Source organism: Promicromonospora noduliphila (genome assembly GCF_056951025.1).
On record NZ_CM167806.1, the window covers coordinates 4229946 to 4248458 of the forward strand.

The following is an 18513-nucleotide window of genomic DNA, read 5'->3' on the forward strand; positions in this document are numbered from 1 at the left end:
CAAGGAGACGCCCGCTCGTGGACGCCACCAGCCCTGACCCGGCCCCCGGCCGCTCGCCGGACCGCGCCCCTGACGCGCTCGACCGCCTCTTGGAGGTGCTCGACCTGCGTCACCTGGAGGGCTGGGGCCCGCGCGGCGAGGAGGACGTGCTGCGCGGCGCGAGCATGCCGGGGCCGGCTAACCGCGCCTACGGCGGCCAGGTGCTCGCGCAGGCCATCCTCGCCGCCGACCGCACGGTGCCCGACGGCCGCCTGATCCACTCGCTGCACGGCTACTTCCTGCGCGAGGGGCGCGTCGAGGAGCCCATCGACTTCCCCGTGGAGCGCCTGCGGGACGGGCGCTCGTTCAGCGCCCGCCGCACCCACGCCATCCAGTTCGGCAAGCCGATCCTGTCGATGATCGCGTCCTTCCAGGAGGACCAGCCCGGCTACGAGCACACCATGCCGATGCCCGACGGCGTCCCCGCACCCGACGAGGTCGGCTCGGCGTTCGACGAGCTCGCCAGCCTGCCCGAGGGGGCAGACGTCCGTGCCCAGTTCTGGGCGGACTCGGCGTTCGAGCTGCGGCACGTGGGCGGTTCGATCTACCTGCACCCGGACGCCGCCGTCGCCGAGGGCCGCACGCCGCCGGCCACCCAGATGGTCTGGATGCGCACACGCCGGCCCCTGGGCATCAAGGAGCAGTCCATGCACCGCGCCCTGTTGGCCTTCGCGTGCGACCAGCTCATGCTGGAGCCCGCGATGCGCGCCGCCGGCAAGTCGTGGCAGGACGTCGGCGCGGGCGTGCCCATGGCCAGCCTCGACCACGGGATGTGGTGGCACCGCGACGTCTGGGTGGACGAGTGGATGCTGTTCGTCCAGTCCTCACCGACCGCGCAGGGCGGCAGGGCCCTCGGCACGGCGCAGGTCTACCGGCAGGACGGCACGCTCGTGGCCTCGGTGGGCCAGGAGGGCATGATCCGCCTGCCCGCGTAGTACCCCGTCCCGGCGAACGGGACTACCCGCGGTGCCGGAACACGACCGGCTCCTCCTCGAACTCCTTCCACGCCAGCCGCTCGGCCTCGCTGAGCCGGCGCGGCCGGTCCGTGGCGGCATCGACGAACACCAGCGTGGTGGTCGCGCGGGCATAGGGCCTGCCGCCCGACGTCGGGCCGGTCCGCGCCATGCCCGCGGCGCCGTCGTGCACCTCATAACAGACCTCGGCGCTCGCGCCCCCGATCCGGCCCAGCCACATCTCCACGCGCACCGGCGTGCGGGTGAACAGCAGCGGCCGCAGGTACTCGATCCGCTGCGCCGCCACGAGGGTGTGCGAGTCGGCGTCCGGCCCGGTCGGCACCACCGCCGTCGGCCAGGCCTCGCCCTTTGGCGCCTCCGGGTGCTGCCAGAAGGCGGTGATCCGGGCATCCTCCAGCAGCCGGAACATCGCCACGTTGTTGACGTGCGCGTAGGCGTCCAGGTCGGACCAGCGCAGCGTGACGGGTACGTGGAGGCGTGTCATGCCCTTATCTTCCCCCGCCCGCATCCCGCCCACCTTGTGTCAGACGTACAGGTCGTCCGGCCGACCTGCACGTCTGACACAAGGGGCCGAGTGGTCCTCGGCGTGCCCGAATTGGTAGGTTCATCCGCCTGGTGCTGGCCATAGGGGACGAGTTCCGGCTACGGGGGAACGGTCCGGCCACAGGGGAACAGAGGAACAGGGGAACGGTGGATCTGCCCAGGCACTACGTCGACCCGGTCACGCTGCACGAGGTGTTCTACGACGTCCCGGCGGCTCAGGCGTATCTCGCCGAGCTGGCGCGGGACCCGGGGCGCGATACGCCGGACGTGCTCGCCGTGCGGGTACCGCTCACCCGCGCGCTCGCGCCCGAGGCGGACGACCCGGAGGCCGAGCTGGCCGAGGCCGAGCGGCTCGGCTGGCTCGCCGTCAGCCTGGCCGGCGGGCCGGGAGACGGCGCCGCGGCCGCCCACGCGGATGCCGCCGAGGTACCGCTGCGCGCCGTCGCGCCCCTGCTGCGGCTGGCGCACGTGCTGCAGTGGCGGCACCGGTTCTCGGAGGCGGACCTGCTGTACGGGCTGGCCCTCGAGACGACGCGCTACCACGAGGAGCACGCCGCGAGCATCGAGCACGCGCGCCGGCTCGAGTTCCTGGCCCTGCAGCAGTGGGGCACGTGCCGGTACGACCAGGCGCTCGACGTCCACGCCGACCAGGCCAGGCCCTATCTCGGCGAGGCGCACGCCCTGTTCGTCCGCGCCCTGGAGCAGCGGGTCGAGGTCGCCGCGTCGCCCGACGAGGTCGAGGCGGTCCGCCAGGCGATCAGCGCGGCCCGCGACCGCCTGGCCGAGCTGGGCGCCTAGCCGCGGTCGCGCCCCTCCTCCTGCGGCCGGCCGCTGCGGCCGGCCGTCAGCTCGCGGCGACCGTAGCCGCCGTCCGGCAGCTCGCGAGCTGGGACAGCTCCTCCTCGACCGGCTTCCGCACGAGCCGGTCCGCCACCTTGCCCACCGACTGCCGCAGTCTGCGCCGCGCGGCCATGGCCCGCCCCCTGGCACCCACCTCGCCGAACAGGCGGCAGACCAGGGCCAGCAGCAGGCCGAGCGCGAGCCCGCCGAGCACCATGAGCGTGGGCCACGGGATCCGGAAGGGGTCGACGTCGAGACCGGCGCCCGGCTCGGGCGCCCCCGGGAACACGACGCCGTCGTCGCCCGACCACGTCGGCAGGGTCACCACGGGCGTCGGCAGCGGCGGGAGCTGCAGGTACGCGAAGCCGAACAGCACGAGCAGCCACAGCAGGCCCGCCGCCACCACGGCCACGAGCGACCACTGCACCACGTTGACCAGCGACCACCACACCGGGCGGCGGGACGCCTCGACGCGGGTGGCCGCCACCGCCTGGTCGAGGGCGTCGGGCAGCGTGTTGATGCCGGCCTGCGCCCGCGCACGTGCCGCGAGCACCCACGGGTCGGCGACGCCGCGCGTCACCTCCTCGACGTAGCGCCGCACGGCGGAGGCCGCCGTGGACCGCACGGCGGGCCGCGCCGTCGGCAGCGAGGTGCGCAGCAGATCCTCCCGGCCCGACGGCGCGCGCTGCTCCCGGTCCGCCGTGCGCAGCCCGAGCCGCCGCAGCGGGTCCCTGCGCAGCCGACCGACCCAGCGGGTCAGCGGCCAGCCGGTCGCCGCACGGGCGTCGCGCCGGGCGGAGGCGCGCACGGCGTCGACCACCGTCGGCACGCCCGCGGCGTCCTCCAGCGCGGCCACCAGCTCGCCGCGCGCCTGGCTTCCCGCGCGCGACGGCGGCGGCGTGCCGCACTCGTCGACGATCCGCTGCGCCACGGCCCGCTCGTCCGCCGCGAGCCGGGCCGTCGCCGCCTCGCGCTTGGCGGCCGCGGCCCGGAGCAGGTCGCGGAGCTCGTCCATGCCCTGCCCGGTCTTGGCCGACACCGCGAGCACCCGCGCGCCGTCCAGTCCGTCGTCGGCCACCAGACGTTTGAGGTCGGCGAGCATCGCGGACGTCTCGTCCGAGGTGAGGCGGTCGGCCTGGTTGAGCACCACGAGCACCACCTCGGCCCGGCCCGCGAGCGGGCGCAGGAAGCCCTCGTGCAGCACCGCGTCCGCGTACTTCTGCGGGTCCACGACCCAGACCAGCAGGTCGGCGCGCTGCACCAGGCGCTCGGCGCGCACGCGGTGCTCCGTGACCACCGAGTCGTGGTCGGGCAGGTCCAGCAGCACCAGTCCGGTCGTGTCCCCCGCAGGGGTCCGACGGCGGAAGGGGCCGCGGCCGCCGCCCGAGCCGCCGCCCGTCGGGACCCCGGTCTGGCCCGCCGGGACCCCCGCCTCGACAGCCTCGTCGACAGCGCCGGCCGGGGACTCGACCCGGTGCCGCCGTCCGACCTCCAGCCAGTCCAGGAGCGGGTCGGCGCCGTCGCCCCAGACGGCGGCCATCGCGTGCGACGTCGTCGGGCGCCGCACGCCGGGCTGCGCGATCGCGAAGCCCGCCACCGCGTTCAGCACCGACGACTTGCCCGACCCCGTCGCGCCGGCCAGCGCCACGACGGTGTGCTCGGCGGACAGCCCGCCGCGCTCGCGCGCCCTGGTCACGACGGCGCGGGCCTCGTCGAGCAGCGCCGGCTCGATGCGGCCCTCCGCGGCCCGGATCGCGGTGTCCAGGGCCGTGGTGCGGTCGGCCAGGTCGAGCCGGCTCATCGGCCGCCCTCCCCGAACAGCCGCCGCCAGAAGCTCTTCCGGCCCGAGCCGTCGGCGAGGTCGGTGCGCCCGTCCGCCAGACCCTCGGCGGTCGCCTTCGCACGGACGCCGCGCAGCCCGCGGCTGTCGGTGAGGTCCTCGGCCGGTGCGCCGGCGTCGGGCCCGGCGTCCGCACGTCCGCGCGCGCGCCGCTCGGCCGCGGCGGCCTCGGCGACGGCGGCCGCGGCCGCACGCAGGCCCGCCCCGCCCGCCTCGGCCGAGCCGAGCGCGTCGAGCTGCGCCGTGTACCGGGCGGCCTGCCCGTCCACCACGGCCTGGATGCGAGCCCGCAGCCGGTCGCGCGCCTGCACGGCGAGGCGCCGCACGGCGTCCTCGCCGAACACGGCCTCCAGCAGCCGCTGGGCCAGCACCGCAGAGCCGCCCGCTATGCCCACCTCGATGCCCGTGAGCCCGCCCGTCGAGGCGAACACGAAGATCATCAGCGCCACGCCCAGGCCGTTCACGCCGAACGACAGCGCACGGGCCTTGCCCCGCTTGGACTCGCCCTGCTCGCGCACGAGCTCCAGCACGTCGCCCTGCCAGCCGCGGATCTGCCCGCCCACCTCGGCGCGCAGCGCCGCCGGCGTCCGCGACAGCTCGAGGCCCTCCAGCAGCGCTGCGCCGGCGGGGTCGCCGCGCCAGGCCTGGTAGGAGCGCTCGGCGGCCTCCTCCGCTGCGTCGAGCACCACCGACTCCAGGCCGTGGGCGATCGCCTGCTCCACCTGGGGCGCCGCCCTGGGCTTGCCACGAAAGAACGCGGTCACCGCGTCCCGGAACCGGCCGATGCCCTCCTCGACCGCCCGGAAGAACTCGCCGGTGCCCACGAAGTCCTGCCAGCGGGCGAGCACCTCGCCGCGCAGCAGCGCGCCGTCCGACGTCGCAGCGGTCACGTGCGCGACGGCGTCCGCGTAGGCGCGGTCCACCACGTGGCGCAGCCGCTCGTCGGCGGCCTCCTGCTCGTCGGCGGCGTCTGCCAGGGCGGACGCGCGCGCCACCAGGGAGTCCACGACGCCGTCGCGGGTCGCCGCGATGACCCGCGTGCGGGCCTGGAGGTCGCCGCCCAGCCCGGTGAGCCAGCGCGACACGTCGGAGACGCCGTCCTCCGGCAGCAGACCGTCGGTCAAGTCGCCCTCCGGGATGATGAACAGCGGGCTCTCGGCCAGGCCGTGCTCCACCATCATGTCGCGCAGGTCGTCCGCCGTGGCCTCGGCACCCGGGTCCACGCGGTCCAGCACCATCGCCACCTGCGCCTTGCGGCCGGCGGCCTGCAGCAGCAGGTCCCACGGCACGGCGTCGGCGTAGCGCGCCGCCGTCGTGACGAACAGCCACAGGTCGGCCGCGCCGAGGAGCTGCGCGGCGAGCTCGCGGTTGGCGGTGTCCACCGAGTCGATGTCCGGCGCGTCCAGCAGCGCGAGGCCCTTCGGCAGCGCGTCGCTCGCCACGAGCCGCAGCGTGCGGGAGGGCTCGGCCGGCGTTCCCTGCGCCGCGCTCTGCCACGGGTTCCCGGCCCCCGGTCCGCCCGACGCCGTCACGCGCGCCAGGCCCGGCAGCACCCGGTCCGTGGAGAACCAGCGGGCATCCAGCGGGTGGTGCACCAGCACCGGCGCCTTGGTGGTGGGCCGCAGCACGCCCGGCTGCGTGACCCGCTCGCCCAGCACCGAGTTCACCAGGGTCGACTTGCCCGCCCCCGTCGACCCGCCGACCACCACGAGCAGCGGCGCCTTCTGCGCACGCAGCCGCGGCAGCAGGTAGTCGTCGAGCTGGTCCGTGGCCCGGCGCAGGTCCGTGCGGGCCGGTTCGGCGCCCGTGGTCTCCAGCGGCAGCCGCAGCGCGCCGAGCCGGGCCCGGAGCATCTCCAGGGCGGCGGTGAGGCGGGACTCGTCGGCGGGCGTCCCGGCCGGGCCGGCCGGGACGGGACCGGGCCGCTCGGCCGGTTCGGGGTCGGGCACGTCAGCCCGCTCAAGACTGGGCGCGTCAGCCCGCTCAAGGCCGGGCGTGCCGGCCGGCTCCGGGCCGGGCTCGGCCGCCTCACGGCCGGGCCGCTCGGCCGGCTCAGGACCCGGCGCCGGCTCCGGGACGCCCGATGTCGCGGCGCCGTCGGGCTTATCGGTCATGAGGCACAGTCTGCCGCAGACGCCCAGGTCAGGCGCACTCGCGGGGTGAAAAGTCAGCTCTTGAGACGCGTGCGCAGCCAGTCGATGGCCGCGTGCGCCACCTCGCGCTGCACGGCCCGGCCGTGCGGCACACCCCGCTCGGGCGGCCGCATCGACTCGAGCACCAGCGCACCCGCGACGACGGTGACCGCGCAGGTGAGCGCCTCGGCGTCGACGTCGACGAGCGGGTGCCGGTCCAGCACCGCCTCGGGCGGCGGCGCGCCGTCGGCCCGGAGGTACGGCAGCAGCAGCACGACGTCGAGGAACGACGCACCGCGGGACGGCATGAACCAGTCGACCGCGGAGGCGCTGGTCGCGTCCCAGCCGTGGTCGGTGATCAGGATCGACTCCCGGCGCAGCGCGCCGTGCACCAGGTTCTTGCCCGCCATCGCCTCGTGGGCGTAGCTCGCGATGTCCGCGAGGTGCTCGATCTTGTCGGACAGCCACGGCGTGAAGGCCGAGAGCCCGGCGGGCCGCTCGGCGGCGATGGTGGCCCACGCCCCGACGTCGACGACGTCTACCGTCTCGGGCAGGTCGACGGGCGCCTCGCTCGTGCCGATCTGGATGGCGAGCTCGACCGCCGCCGCGAGGTCCGCCTCGTCCCAGGGGTCGTGCGGCGGGCGGATGGGCTCGTTGCGGTAGCCGAGCACCACCCAGCGGCCCGCACCCGGCAGCACCTCGTCGACGAACCACTCGCGCGGCAGGCTCGGGATCTCGTCGGGCAGCATCGCCACCGACGCCGCCTCCGCGGCCATCCGGTCCTGCGTCACCGGGGCCTCCGGCCCCACCGCACGGACTATCGACCGGCCCACCGCCGTCTGCAGCACCTCCAGCGGCCCGGACTCCTCGGTCCCGCTCATCGGGGCGGACCCGATCACCCGGCCGCCCATGGTCTCGCTCACGCGGGAACGGACAGAAGGGGGGAGATCGGACCAGGCCGGCCGCCGTACAGCGCTCATGGCCGGAGTGTGCCCAACCCGGGTTTCGCCCGCAAACCACAATCCGGGTGACGGGGCCGCGTGGGTTGCACCCGCAGCCCGGCCGGGTCAGAAACCCGACCGGGTGAGAAGCCGGGCCGGGTCAGAAGCCGGGTCGGGTCAGAAGCCGGGCCGGGTCAGAAGCCGGGCCGGGTCAGAAGCCGGGCCAGGTCAGAAGCCGGGCCAGGTCAGAAGCCGAGCCGGGTCAGAAGCCGAGCCGGGTCAGAAGCCGAGCCAGGTCAGAAGCCGAGCCAGGTCAGAAGCCGAGCCAGGTCAGAAGCCGAGCCAGGTCAGAAGCCGAGCCAGGTCAGAAGCCGAGCCAGGTCAGAAGCCGAGCCAGGTCAGAAGCCGAGCCAGGTCAGAAGCCGAGCCAGGTCAGAAGCCGAGCCAGGTCAGAAGCCGAGCCAGGTCAGAAGCCGAGCCAGGTCAGAAGCCGAGCCAGGTCAGAAGCCGAGCCAGGTCAGAAGCCGAGCCAGGTCAGAAGCCGAGCCGGGTCTGCAGCCACGACACGGCGGCCAGGGCCAGCCGGTGGTGGTAGGAGCGCAGCCCGGGCGTGTCGGCCGGCGGCGGCTCGATCGACGACTTCACGTAGTGGCCGGCGAGCACCGCGATCCAGCAGGTCACGGCGTCGTCGTCCGTGCCGGGCGGCAGGCCGTACCGACGCAGCGTGGCCTCGGGCGGCGGCCCGTCGTTGGTCCGGATGTGCAGCAGCATCGAGACCAGGTCTAGGAAGGGCGCCCCGACGCTGCCCCGGATCCAGTCCATGGCGATCGCCTTCTCGCCCGGCGCGGCAGGCAGCACCACGTTGGCCACGCGCAGCGTGCCGTGCTGCAGGCTGGTGCCGGACATGGCGTCCTTGGCGTGCGCGGTGATCTCCGCGAGACCCTCCAGCCGGCCCGCGAGCCAGGGCGAGTGGTTCGCCAGCCCGGCCGGCCGCTTGTCCGCGAGGATCTCCCACGAGTCCGTGGGGAACACCTCGACCTCCGGCTGGAAGATCGGATGGTCAGGCGCCTCGACCTCGCCGATCCGCCGCGCCAGCTCGACCATGCCCGCGACGTCCTCCTCGGGCCACGACAGGTCGACCGGCCGCAGCTTCGCCCGCATCGAGTAGCCGATCGCCACCCAGGTGCCGACGTTCGGGAACACCTCGTCCAGGGACCACTCGAGCTCGGGGCTCGGCGCGGCGTCGGGCAGCAGCGGCGAGAGCTCGATCTCCTGCCGCAGCACCGCGAGCAGGTCGGGTTTCTCCGTGCCCAGCGCTCGGACGAACGTGTCGCCGCTCGTCGTCTGCACCTGGAACTGCGCGCCCGGCAGGATGCCCGGGTCACCGATGGATCTGTCGGCGATCACGCGCGCGCCGAGCAGCTCGGTGATGCGGTCTCGCAGCGAGGGCGGAAGGTCACGCCACCCGGGTCGTAGGGCTGGGCTCACTGCGGCATCTTGTCGGACCCGCCCAAATCGGGCAAGGATAACCTGGTGATTTCGTCCAGTTTTACCGAGCTGGGAAACTTCGGCTGATCCACCGGCCGGGACACACCTGCGGCCCACGCCTTCGAACCGCACCCTGCGAGGCCGGCGCTCTGCCGCCGAACCGCAGGTTACTGGTGAAGCTGGTCGCCGAACCGCAGGTTACCGGTGAGGCTGGTCGCCGAACCGCACGTTACTCGCCAGAGTAGGCGCCGAACCGAAAGTTAATCGTCGATCCAGCCCACGATCGACGACTAACTTTCGGTTCGACACCCGGCCTGACGAGTAACCTTCGGCTCGACACCCGGCCCAACGACCAACCTTCGGCTCGACACCCGGCCCAACGACCAACCTTCGGCTCGACACCCGGCCCAACGAGTAACGTGCGGTTCGGCGCCATGACTGAACAGCAGGTTGCGGTTCGACCCGCGAGCGTCGGCGCAACCTGCGAGCGTCAGTCGCGGGTCAGCTTGCGGTACGTGACCCGGTGCGGCCGGGCCGCATCCGCGCCGAGGCGCTCGATCTTGTTGGCCTCGTACGCCTCGAAGTTGCCCTCGAACCAGTACCAGTTCGCCGGGTTCTCCTCGGTGCCCTCGTAGGCCAGGATGTGCGTGGCCACCCGGTCGAGGAACCACCGGTCGTGCGAGACCACGACGGCGCAGCCGGGGAACTCCAGCAGGGCGTTCTCCAGGGACCCGAGGGTCTCGACGTCGAGGTCGTTGGTGGGCTCGTCCAGGAGCAGCAGGTTGCCGCCCTGCTTGAGGGTCAGCGCCAGGTTGAGGCGGTTGCGCTCACCACCGGACAGCACGCCGGCGGGCTTCTGCTGGTCCGGGCCCTTGAACCCGAACGAGGCCACGTACGCACGCGACGGGATCTCGACGTTGCCGACCTTGATGAAGTCGAGCCCGTCGGACACGACCTCCCACAGGGTCTTCTTCGGGTCGATGCCGCCACGCGACTGGTCGACGTAGGAGATCGACACGGTCTCGCCGATCTTGAGCTCGCCGCCGTCCAGCGGCTCCAGCCCCACGATCGTCTTGAACAGCGTGGTCTTACCGACGCCGTTCGGGCCGATGACGCCCACGATGCCGTTGCGCGGCAGCGTGAACGACAGGCCGTCGATGAGCACGCGGTCGTCGAAGCCCTTCCTCAGGTCGGAGGCCTCCAGCACCAGCGAGCCCATGCGCGGACCCGCGGGAATCTGGATCTCCTCGAAGTCGAGCTTCCGCGTCCGCTCCGCCTCCGCGGCCATCTCCTCGTAGCGGGCCAGGCGCGCCTTCGACTTGGTCTGGCGCCCCTTGGCGTTGGACCGCACCCACTCCAGCTCGTCCTTGAGGCGCTTGGCGAGCTTGGCGTCCTTCTTGCCCTGGACCTCCAGGCGCGCCCCCTTCTTCTCGAGGTACGTCGAGTAGTTGCCCTCGTAGGGGTAGAGCCGCCCGCGGTCCACCTCGCAGATCCACTCGGCCACGTGGTCCAGGAAGTACCGGTCGTGGGTCACGGCGAGCACGGCGCCCGGGTAGGTCGCCAGGTGCTGCTCGAGCCACAGCACGGACTCGGCGTCGAGGTGGTTGGTGGGCTCGTCCAGGAGCAGCAGGTCGGGCTTCTCCAGGAGCAGCTTGCACAGCGCCACGCGGCGGCGCTCACCACCGGACAGCACCGACACGTCGGCGTCCGGCGGCGGGCAGCGCAGCGCGTCCATCGCCTGCTCGAGCTGGGAGTCGAGGTCCCACGCGTCGGCCGCGTCGATCTCCTCCTGCAGCGTGCCCATCTCGGCCAGCAGCGCGTCGAAGTCGGCGTCCGGCTCGGCCATGAGCGCGGAGATCTCGTCGAACCGCGCCTTCTTGGCCAGGATGTCGCCGACCGCCTCCTGGACGTTGCCGAGAACCGTCTTCTCCTCGTTCAGCGGCGGCTCCTGCTGCAGGATGCCCACGCTGTAGCCGGGCGACAGGCGCGCCTCACCGTTCGACGGCGTGTCCAGCCCGGCCATGATCTTGAGGATCGTGGACTTACCGGCGCCGTTCGGTCCGACGACGCCGATCTTCGCGCCGGGCAGGAAGTTCAGCGACACGTCATCGAGGATGACCTTGTCGCCGTGCGCCTTACGCGCCTTATACATGGAGTAGATGTACTCAGCCACTGCCTGTGTTCCACCGTTCACAGTAGGTACTTGGGACGGGTGCGCTCACACGGAGCGGGTGCCAAGGGCGTCCACGCAGGCCTTTCCCCTGGCACCCGCGGACCGCGAAGCACGACTGGCACCAGCCTACGCGGTCACCAGCTCGCGCTGCCCACCGCCGACGCCGGAGCCCCGGCCGTCCGCCTCGTCCTCGTCGTCCTCACCGAACAGGTCGTCCTCGTCACCCAGGTCGTCCGGGTCACCCGGCCCATCGTCCAGCGCGCCGACGGCGAAGGGGTCGGCGTCGTCCGGCCGCACCGCGACCAGCTCGCCGTCGTCCACCGTGCCGGGAGCAGTGCCGGGAGCCGTGTCCGGAGCCGCATCCTCGTCAGGTGCTCCCGGTGCCGCGGCCCGGTACACGGTCCGCGAGAACTCCACCCGGCCGCGGGTCGCGTCGATGCCGACCGCCGAGGCCACGATCGCCAGCTCCGTCCGTGGCCCGTCCGGGCCGGTCCACTGGTCCACCTCCAGCCGGCCCGTGACCACCACCGGGTCACCCTTGCGCACCGACTTGGTCAGGTTCACCGCGGCCGCCCGCCAGGCCTTGACCGTGAACCACAGCGTGGCCCCGTCGGTCCACTCGCCGTTCTCCTTCACATAGCGGCGCGTGCTCGCCAGGCGGAACGTGGTCCACTCCCGCTCCTTGGACGTGTGCAGCGCGGGGCTGTTGCCCGCGAAGCCGGACACGGTCACCGTCACGTCGTTCATGTAGCCCTCCTGGGTCTCGCGGACCGGCCCGAGCGGCCGGCCCTCGCGGACCGGCCCCAGCGGCCGACCCGTACCCAGCATCAGGCGCGCACGGGGCCTACATCCGTCAGCCGAACGGTGCCTGTGGACGCAACCCGAAAAGACGTCCCTGTGGTCGCGTTCTCTTCCAGGCGCAGCGGCGTCGAGGGTTCTTCGTCGCGCGCGCTTTGTGCGAGCTCACGCACCGCGCGGTGCTCGTCGAGCAGGCGCTGGGTGGGCACGCCGAGGGTCTGCTGCAGCACGCGTTCGAGCGCGGCCCGGCCCGACGCGATGACGCCCTGCGCCCGGCGGGCAGCGAGCGCGCGCCGAAGCTGCATCGCCACGAGGAACACGACGAGGGCGGCCACCGCAGCGGCCACGGCCAGCACGCCGAGCACCGTGGTCCAGGTCTCCCCCACCGGCACGATCCCCATCGAGGCCAGCACCGTCACGATCCCGAGCAGCACGGCGACCAGCACGGCCCCGAGCGCGAGCCGGCGGGTGAGGCGCTGCGTCGTCGGGCCGCGGGTGTCGAGGGTGACGCCCTGCAGCGCGGTGGCCACAGCACCCGCGACCTCCTGGGCGCTCGCGACGCCCGCGGCGAGCGAACGCTGCCAGCCCGGCTTGAGCGACTCCCCCGAACCGGTGAGCCACCGCGACCGGGACAGCGCTATCGAGTCCGGGTCCGGCGCGCGGAACTCGGGCGACCCGTAACCGTTACGCACCGCGGCGCCCACCTGCGCGGCGACCGACTCCAGCCCGGCGGCCCGTGCCAGGGCGTCCACCTCGCGTTCCAGGACGGTGTCGATGTGCCACGGCACCTCGGCGGGCGTCTGACCCAGCAGCAGCGTGGCGGCCGCGTCGAGCTCGCCCGCCGCGCGCCCGGCGGAGACGGACCGGCGCGCCACGGTCTGCGCCAGCAGCCCGCGCAGGTCCTCGATGCCGATGTCGGTCTTCGTCGACGCCGCGACCACCGGGACGTCCTCCAGCCCGTCGTCGCGCAGCAGCCGCTTCACGTCGTTGACCAGGTTGTCGCGCTGCCCCACCGGCACGGTGTCTATCTGGTTGAGCACCACGACGGTCGAGGCCTGCATGCCCGTCGAGTCGCGCAGGTAGCCGGTGTGCAGGGCGTCGTCGGCGTACTTCTGCGGGTCCACCACCCACACGAGCAGGTCGACGAGCGGCAGCACCTTGTCCACCACCTCGCGGTGGCCGGGGGCCACGGAGTCGTGGTCGGGCAGGTCCAGCAGCACGAGCCCGGCCAGGGCCGCCTCGTCCGCGGCGTCGAGCTCGCCCGCCCGCGTGATCCGGCGCTCGCGCTCCACGCCGAGCCAGTCCAGCAGCGCCGCGGCGTCGTCGCTCCACGAGCAGGCGGTGACCTTGGCGGTGGTGGGGCGCTTCACGCCGACGTCGGCGAACGTGAGCCGCGAGATCTTGTTGAACATGCTGGACTTGCCCGACCCGGTGCCGCCAGCGAGCGCCACCACCGTATGGTCCACGCCGAGCGCGAGCCGTTCCCGCACCCCCGCCACGGAGCTGGCGACCTTGCCGAAGACGGCGTCGTCGAGCCGCGATCCGGCGATCTGGAGCGCGCGGCCGAGGTCCTCGGTGCGGGCGCTCAGCGTCGCGTCCTGACTCGTCATGTCAGCCTCCTGAGCTCGGCCAGCCGCACGCGGAGCGGAGCGGCCGCGTCGTCGGCTAGGGCGGGGACGTCAAGGGCACTCTGGACAGAACGGGCCTCTTCCGCAACCGCTAGCGCAACCTTGTCGGCAAGGTCGCCCTGCAGCTCCTCGATCGCGTCCCCCGCGGTCTCGCCGAGCACGCGGTCGACGAGCCCCGCGGACTCCTCGTTTCCGAGGGCCGTGGCCAGCAGGAGCGCCGCCAGGCCGCGGTCGCCGAACGCCTTCCGGGCGCCCGCCGCGCGCGCAGCGGCCTCGGAGCCGGCGGCAGCCCCAGAGCCGGCTTCGGCACCGCCCAGCCGGCCGACGACGTCGTCCGCCAGCCGGGACCACTCGGCCGCCGCGGCCTGCCCCCAGGCGAGGCGCTCCTGCGCGCGCCCGGTGGCGGACGGCAGGACCGCCTCCCCCGCGGGCAGCGAGCCGGGCCCGGCCAGGGCGGCGCGCAGGCTCTCCTCCGTGCGCACGCCTGCCGCGACGAACGCGCGGGTCGCCGTGGCCTCCACCTCTTCGAGCAGCCGCAGCAGCGCGGCCTCGCGCGCCTTGCCTGCGCGCTTCGTGGTGCGCGCGACGCCGTCCCGCACGGTGACCCGGGAGATGTTGTGCGTGCTGGCGAGCTCGGTGAACCGGGCGGCCACGGTGCCCTCGCCCGCAGCACCCGACAGGACGGCGGTCCGCCCGGCGAGCTGCTCGTTCGGGACCACCGACTGCACGAGGTTGCGCAGGTCGAAGGCGGCGGTGCCCTGCTCCTCGACGGCGCCGACGAGGCCGGTGACCCATTCCGGCAGCGCGTCGAGCGCGCCCTTGAGGGTGCGCAGGATCACGGTCCGCGAGCGCTCGGGGCCGGCCATCAGGTTGAGCCAGCGCTGGATGGGGGCCACCAGCTTGGGATCGAGCAGCCCTTCGTGCGGCCCGACGTCGGGCACGATGAACAGCGGGACGTCCTTCATACCCCGCTCCTTCATCCGCGCGTTGAGGTCGGCGCGGATGGTCGTCAGGTTCTCCCTCGGCACCCGGTTGAGCACCATCGCGACGCTCGCGCCGCGCTCCTTCGCGCGGTCCAGCGCCTGCCAGGGCAGGGCGTCGCCGTAGCGGGCAGCGGTGGTGACGAACAGCCAGAGGTCGGCCGCTTCGAGGAGCTGGTGCGCGGTGGAGCGGTTCTCCGTGAGGAACGAGTCGAGGTCCGGGGCGTCCATGAGCGCGGTGCCGCGCGGCACGCCCTCGTGCTTGACCAGCCGGGCGAGCTCGGTGACGGGGCCGGGCGTGAGCGTGTCGACGTCGCGCGGGTGCACGCCCACCACGGGCTCGCGGGTCGTGGGGCGCAGCACGCCGGCCTCGGACACCTCCTCGCCCAGGAGGCTGTTGAACAGCGTGGACTTGCCCGCGCCGGTGGAGCCGGCGAGCACCACCACCGCGGGGCTGGACAGCTCGGCCAGGCGCGGCAGCAGGTGCTCGTCGAGCTGCGCCAGGAGGCGCATCCGGGAGGCCTCGGCGTCCTCTGCCCCCTCGATCGGGAGCGGCAGCGTCGCGGCGGCGACGTCGCGGCGCAGGTCCCGCGCGACGTCGTGCACGGTGAAGCCGAGCTGCTCCGCAACGTTCGGGTCCACACCACCCCGACGGCCGAGGACTGCGGAGCGTGTTCCTGGAGTCACGGCTTCATCCTGATAGGTCAAGATCGTTCTGCCAAGCCGTACACGGCGGTTGGTGTGGAGAAACACGCGGCTTGCAGCGACATGCGGCGCCGGGCCACGGGTGCGGAGCGGTCCGCTTCGAGCATGCACTTACGCAGGTTTCCAGGCCTTGTAGCATGCGCAAGGGCATGGTCGAGGCGGACCAGGCCTCGCCGGTCAATGGGATGGATACCATAGGGCCGCGCCCCGATAGCTCAATGGATAGAGCAACGGCCTTCTAATCCGTAGGTTGCAGGTTCGAGTCCTGCTCGGGGCACCAGGTCAGATCGACGCGCTCGGCAGCCGCTTCGCCAGGTCGGCCAGCAACGCGTCGCCGTCCACCGGGTGGCCGCGGTAGGCGATGTGACCGTCCGGCCGGACGACGAAGGCGCTGGCCCGCTCGACGCCGTACTGGCGGTGCGCCGACCGGTCCGGGTCGCCGAGCGCCGCCGGGTGGTCGGCGAAGCGCTCCGCGGTGACCACGCGGGCCCGCACCAGCTCCGGGTACGCCTCCTCGATCCGCTCGGCGATCCGGCACAGCTCGACGGCCGGCCGCGCCTGCTCGTCGAGCCCGGTGAACAGCAGCACCGTGTGCCGCGTGCCGCGCAGCACGTCGTGGAGGCGTCCGCGCTCGCCGGCGACGACGACGTCGGCCTCCCGCGCCCGGTCGCCCGGTGCCGGGGCGTCCTGCCAGCCCGAGCCGCTCTCGGCGTTGAGCGGGCTGTCCGGGTAGCTCAGCCGGAGCTGGGCCAGGATGCCGAGCAGCCACTGGCGCAGGCTGCGCCGGGTCAGCAGCAGGTTCGCGAGCTGCGGCGCCACCCGGCCCCGCGCCGCCCTGGCCAGCCGGTTCTGCCCGGCGATGGCGGCGAACATCCGGTCGGTGGTCTTGAGCAGCCGGACGCCGACCGGGTGCCGGTCGGCGTGGTAGCTGTCCAGCAGGGGCTCCTCCGCGATCCCGCGCACCACGAGGGCGAGCTTCCACGCCAGGTTGTAGGCGTCCTGGATGCCGGTGTTCATGCCCTGGGCACCCGCCGGGCTGTGCACGTGCGCCGCGTCGCCGACCAGGAAGACCCGCCCGTCGCGGTACCGCGGCACCCCGCGCCGGTGCACGCGGTAGCGGGTCACCCAGTACTCCTCGACGACTTTGGCCGGATAGGGCACCCGCTCGTCGATCATCGCCTGGAACTCCTCGTGGGTGGGCTCGCTGTACTCGGCGCTGGGACCCTCTGGTCCTGGCGCGACGTTGCCGAAGATGCGGAACCTGTGCTCGCCCGGCATCGAGAACGCCGCGAAGATGCCGGCCGGGCTGGGGAAGGCGTAGAGGTCGCCGTCCGGCAGCTCCCAGTCGAGCTCGGCGTCGGCCATGATGAACTCGTCGGGGTAGGTGGCGCCCTCGAACGGCATGCCGATCGCCTTGCGCACCGCGCTGTGCGCGCCGTCGCACGCCACGAGCCACCGGCACCGCGCGGTCTCGGTGGCCCCGTCCGCCGTGCGCAGCGACACGGTCACCGTGTCGCCGTCCTGGGTCACGTCGGTCAGCGCGACACCGCGTTCGACCTCGACACCCCGCTCGGAGAGCGCGTCGGTGAGCAGCTTCTCGGTGTCGGTCTGCGACAGGGTGCGCAGCGAGGAGTAGGCGGTGCGGTTCCGCGGACCCGTCAGGAGGTCGACGAGGTCCATGTACACCTTCTTGCCCTCCGCGAAGGTGACGGTGAGGCCCGGCGCCCGGTTGCCGGCCGCGAGCGCGGCGTCGACCACGCCCATGTCGTCGAAGATCTCCAGCGTCCGCGGCATGACCACCAGCGCCCGCGACGTGGTGGCCGGTTCGGGCGCGCGGTCGATGACCCGCACGGGTGCGCCGTGCCGGGCCAGCTCGTTGGCCATGGTCAGGCCGGTCGGACCCGCACCGACCACCAGCACCGGATCCACGTGATCTGCCATCTCGACCAGTCCTTCCGCGCCGAATTCACCACCTGATGAAAAACAGGCTAGTACCGCGGGTGGTGCGCTTCAAGCCCCCGGGTGACGGTCACTCGGCCGCGCGGGCCCGGGCGAGGCGCAGCATGCGCCGGATCGTCCGGAGCAGGCGGTCCCGGGCGGGCAGCACCCGCTCGGCGCGGGCGAGCAGCGCCTCGCCCGGCGCGATCGCCCGCGCCGGCTCGTCACCCATGGCCTGCGCGTAGACGACGCCGGCCTCGGCGGCCAGCGTGTCCCGGTGGTCGGCGCCCAGGGCCTGCGTCCGAGCCGCTGCGACCGCCTCGTAGAGCGAGACCGCCCGCGCCGTGGCCCCCGCCAGGACCGACACGTTGGCGAGGTGGTACCGCCAGACCAGGGTGTCCGGATGCTCCGGCCCCAGCGTGGCCTCCCGGTCCGCGAGCCGGACGGTGTAGGTCGTCACGGCACGCAGCAGCAGCTTTGGCGTGATGGTCCCCGGGTCGTCGCTCAGCGTGGTCTCGGGCGTGAACCAGCGCGGGGCCGGACCCTGGCGGTGCCGGTAGATCTCGACGGCCGGAACGCCCACCACACCGACGACGGCGAGGCCCCACGCGGCGTACCCGAGCACGCGCCGCACCGTGGTCTCGGTGACCATCTCCTCGTACGAGTGGCCCGTGGCGAAGGGCAGCCCGCACGTCTGCCCTGGGCTCATCACGGCGCCGTCGCACACCGCATCGCCGGGCACGAAGACGATCCAGCCGAGGACGAGCGCGGCGGGGACCCCGACGAACAGGGCGGCGTAGGACACCACGCGGACGACCAGCTCAGTCCTGCTCATGGGCGTCAACGATATGGAGGCGCCGCTCGGCGTCACAAGGCCGCAAAAACCGGCCACGGAAGCGGACGGCGGGCGGCATGATGGCGCCATGTTCACCAGCCCTGACATGGACCTTCGCGTGGCCGCCTACGCCGTCGTCACCGATGACACCGGACGCATGCTCCTACCGCACTGGAACGAGGGCGGCAAGAGCGGATGGACGATGCCCGGCGGCGGGCTCGACCCAGGCGAGCATCCCGCCGACGCCGCCGTGCGCGAGGTCTTCGAGGAGACGGGCTACCACGTGGAGCTCGGCGAGCTGCTCGGGGTGGACAGCTTCGTCATCCCGGCGGCCGACCGCGTCTCGCCGTCGGACAAGCCGGTCCAGGCGCTGCGGATCGTGTACCGGGCGCGGATCACGGGCGGCGAGCTGCGGGTCGAGCAGAACGGCTCGACCGACGGCGTCGCGTGGCACACGCAGGACGAGGTTGACGCGCTGGACCGGGTGCCGCTGGTCGACCTGTCGCGGAGGTGGGCGGGGCTCATCGCGTGACCCGGCGTCGGGCGGGGCTGTAGCCGGGGTGGGGCTGGCCGGGCAGCGTGAGGCTGCGGCCGAGCAAGGCGAGACTGTGGCCGAGCGCGTCTCGGATGTGTGTCAGTGGTGCCGCGTAGCCTTCGCG

General features: G+C 73.5%; 14 protein-coding genes and 1 tRNA gene. 4 read left to right on the forward strand and 11 right to left on the reverse strand.

The annotated features are described in order from the left end of the window. Nucleotides 1–17 precede the first annotated feature (17 nt). Nucleotides 18–974 carry an acyl-CoA thioesterase gene (locus tag AC0QU1_RS18525; RefSeq protein ID WP_483571431.1) on the forward strand — a complete coding sequence of 319 codons (957 nt, stop codon included), beginning with the start codon at nucleotides 18–20 and terminating at the stop codon, nucleotides 972–974. Between the two features lie 22 nt (nucleotides 975–996). Here AC0QU1_RS18525 and AC0QU1_RS18530 read toward each other — a convergent pair whose 3' ends face one another. Further along, nucleotides 997–1497 carry an acyl-CoA thioesterase gene (locus AC0QU1_RS18530; protein ID WP_483571433.1) on the reverse strand — a complete coding sequence of 167 codons (501 nt, stop codon included), beginning with the start codon at nucleotides 1495–1497 and terminating at the stop codon, nucleotides 997–999. Between the two features lie 206 nt (nucleotides 1498–1703). Between AC0QU1_RS18530 and AC0QU1_RS18535 the strand changes: the two genes are divergently transcribed. Then, on the forward strand, nucleotides 1704–2354 hold the full coding sequence (locus tag AC0QU1_RS18535) for a hypothetical protein (protein ID WP_483571435.1): 651 nt from the start codon (nucleotides 1704–1706) through the stop codon (nucleotides 2352–2354). Nucleotides 2355–2400: 46 nt separating this feature from the next. On the opposite strand, the gene AC0QU1_RS18540 is transcribed toward AC0QU1_RS18535, so the two are convergent. The 8 genes from AC0QU1_RS18540 to AC0QU1_RS18575 form a co-directional block, all read right to left on the reverse strand. Next, entirely contained in the window at nucleotides 2401–4197 is a 1797-nt protein-coding gene (locus AC0QU1_RS18540) for a dynamin family protein (RefSeq protein WP_483571437.1), read from the reverse strand. After that, nucleotides 4194–6350, reverse strand: a complete 2157-nt coding sequence (locus AC0QU1_RS18545; RefSeq protein WP_483571439.1) for a dynamin family protein — start codon at nucleotides 6348–6350, stop codon at nucleotides 4194–4196. Before AC0QU1_RS18545 ends, AC0QU1_RS18540 begins: the two co-directional genes overlap by 4 nt. A gap of 53 nt (nucleotides 6351–6403) precedes the next feature. Further along, entirely contained in the window at nucleotides 6404–7291 is an 888-nt protein-coding gene (locus tag AC0QU1_RS18550) for a hypothetical protein (protein ID WP_483571441.1), read from the reverse strand. Nucleotides 7292–7843: 552 nt separating this feature from the next. Further along, the gene (locus AC0QU1_RS18555; protein WP_483571443.1) at nucleotides 7844–8797 is read right to left on the reverse strand and encodes a phosphotransferase family protein; all 954 of its coding nucleotides are present in this window, start codon (nucleotides 8795–8797) and stop codon (nucleotides 7844–7846) included. Between the two features lie 490 nt (nucleotides 8798–9287). Next, nucleotides 9288–10970 carry an energy-dependent translational throttle protein EttA gene (gene ettA / locus AC0QU1_RS18560; protein ID WP_483571445.1) on the reverse strand — a complete coding sequence of 561 codons (1683 nt, stop codon included), beginning with the start codon at nucleotides 10968–10970 and terminating at the stop codon, nucleotides 9288–9290. A 126-nt stretch (nucleotides 10971–11096) separates the two neighbouring features. Then, nucleotides 11097–11798, reverse strand: coding sequence for a single-stranded DNA-binding protein (locus tag AC0QU1_RS18565; RefSeq protein WP_483616270.1), 702 nt, complete (start codon nucleotides 11796–11798; stop codon nucleotides 11097–11099). Next, nucleotides 11798–13378, reverse strand: a complete 1581-nt coding sequence (locus tag AC0QU1_RS18570; protein ID WP_483571449.1) for a GTP-binding protein — start codon at nucleotides 13376–13378, stop codon at nucleotides 11798–11800. The genes AC0QU1_RS18565 and AC0QU1_RS18570 overlap by 1 nt, the downstream gene beginning before the upstream one ends. Then, complete coding sequence (locus AC0QU1_RS18575; RefSeq protein WP_483571451.1) at nucleotides 13375–15063, reverse strand: GTPase; 1689 nt, start codon at nucleotides 15061–15063, stop codon at nucleotides 13375–13377. The genes AC0QU1_RS18570 and AC0QU1_RS18575 overlap by 4 nt, the downstream gene beginning before the upstream one ends. 222 nt (nucleotides 15064–15285) lie before the next feature. On the opposite strand from AC0QU1_RS18575, the gene AC0QU1_RS18580 reads away from it, so the two are divergent. Continuing rightward, nucleotides 15286–15361: transfer RNA gene (locus AC0QU1_RS18580), tRNA-Arg, on the forward strand. Between the two features lie 2 nt (nucleotides 15362–15363). On the opposite strand, the gene AC0QU1_RS18585 is transcribed toward AC0QU1_RS18580, so the two are convergent. Then, nucleotides 15364–17022: an FAD-dependent monooxygenase gene (locus AC0QU1_RS18585; protein WP_483571453.1), complete on the reverse strand. Its 1659-nt coding sequence runs from the start codon at nucleotides 17020–17022 to the stop codon at nucleotides 15364–15366. A gap of 88 nt (nucleotides 17023–17110) precedes the next feature. Beyond that, nucleotides 17111–17854 (reverse strand): hypothetical protein, encoded by a 744-nt coding sequence (locus AC0QU1_RS18590; protein WP_483571455.1) that lies wholly within the window; start codon nucleotides 17852–17854, stop codon nucleotides 17111–17113. 106 nt (nucleotides 17855–17960) lie between these two features. On the opposite strand from AC0QU1_RS18590, the gene AC0QU1_RS18595 reads away from it, so the two are divergent. After that, nucleotides 17961–18386 (forward strand): NUDIX hydrolase, encoded by a 426-nt coding sequence (locus AC0QU1_RS18595; protein WP_483576733.1) that lies wholly within the window; start codon nucleotides 17961–17963, stop codon nucleotides 18384–18386. The last annotated feature ends 127 nt before the right edge of the window (nucleotides 18387–18513 follow it).

Bases quoted from the DNA above. Each gene is read 5' to 3' on its own strand.
- AC0QU1_RS18530 (WP_483571433.1), bottom strand. From the start codon at position 1,497: ATGACACGCCTCCACGTACCCGTCACGCTGCGCTGGTCCGACCTGGAC.
- AC0QU1_RS18540 (WP_483571437.1), bottom strand. From the start codon at position 4,197: ATGAGCCGGCTCGACCTGGCCGACCGCACCACGGCCCTGGACACCGCG.
- AC0QU1_RS18545 (WP_483571439.1), bottom strand. From the start codon at position 6,350: ATGACCGATAAGCCCGACGGCGCCGCGACATCGGGCGTCCCGGAGCCG.
- AC0QU1_RS18565 (WP_483616270.1), bottom strand. From the start codon at position 11,798: ATGCTGGGTACGGGTCGGCCGCTGGGGCCGGTCCGCGAGGGCCGGCCG.
- AC0QU1_RS18570 (WP_483571449.1), bottom strand. From the start codon at position 13,378: ATGACGAGTCAGGACGCGACGCTGAGCGCCCGCACCGAGGACCTCGGC.
- AC0QU1_RS18585 (WP_483571453.1), bottom strand. From the start codon at position 17,022: ATGGCAGATCACGTGGATCCGGTGCTGGTGGTCGGTGCGGGTCCGACC.
- AC0QU1_RS18590 (WP_483571455.1), bottom strand. From the start codon at position 17,854: ATGAGCAGGACTGAGCTGGTCGTCCGCGTGGTGTCCTACGCCGCCCTG.
- AC0QU1_RS18595 (WP_483576733.1), top strand. From the start codon at position 17,961: ATGGACCTTCGCGTGGCCGCCTACGCCGTCGTCACCGATGACACCGGA.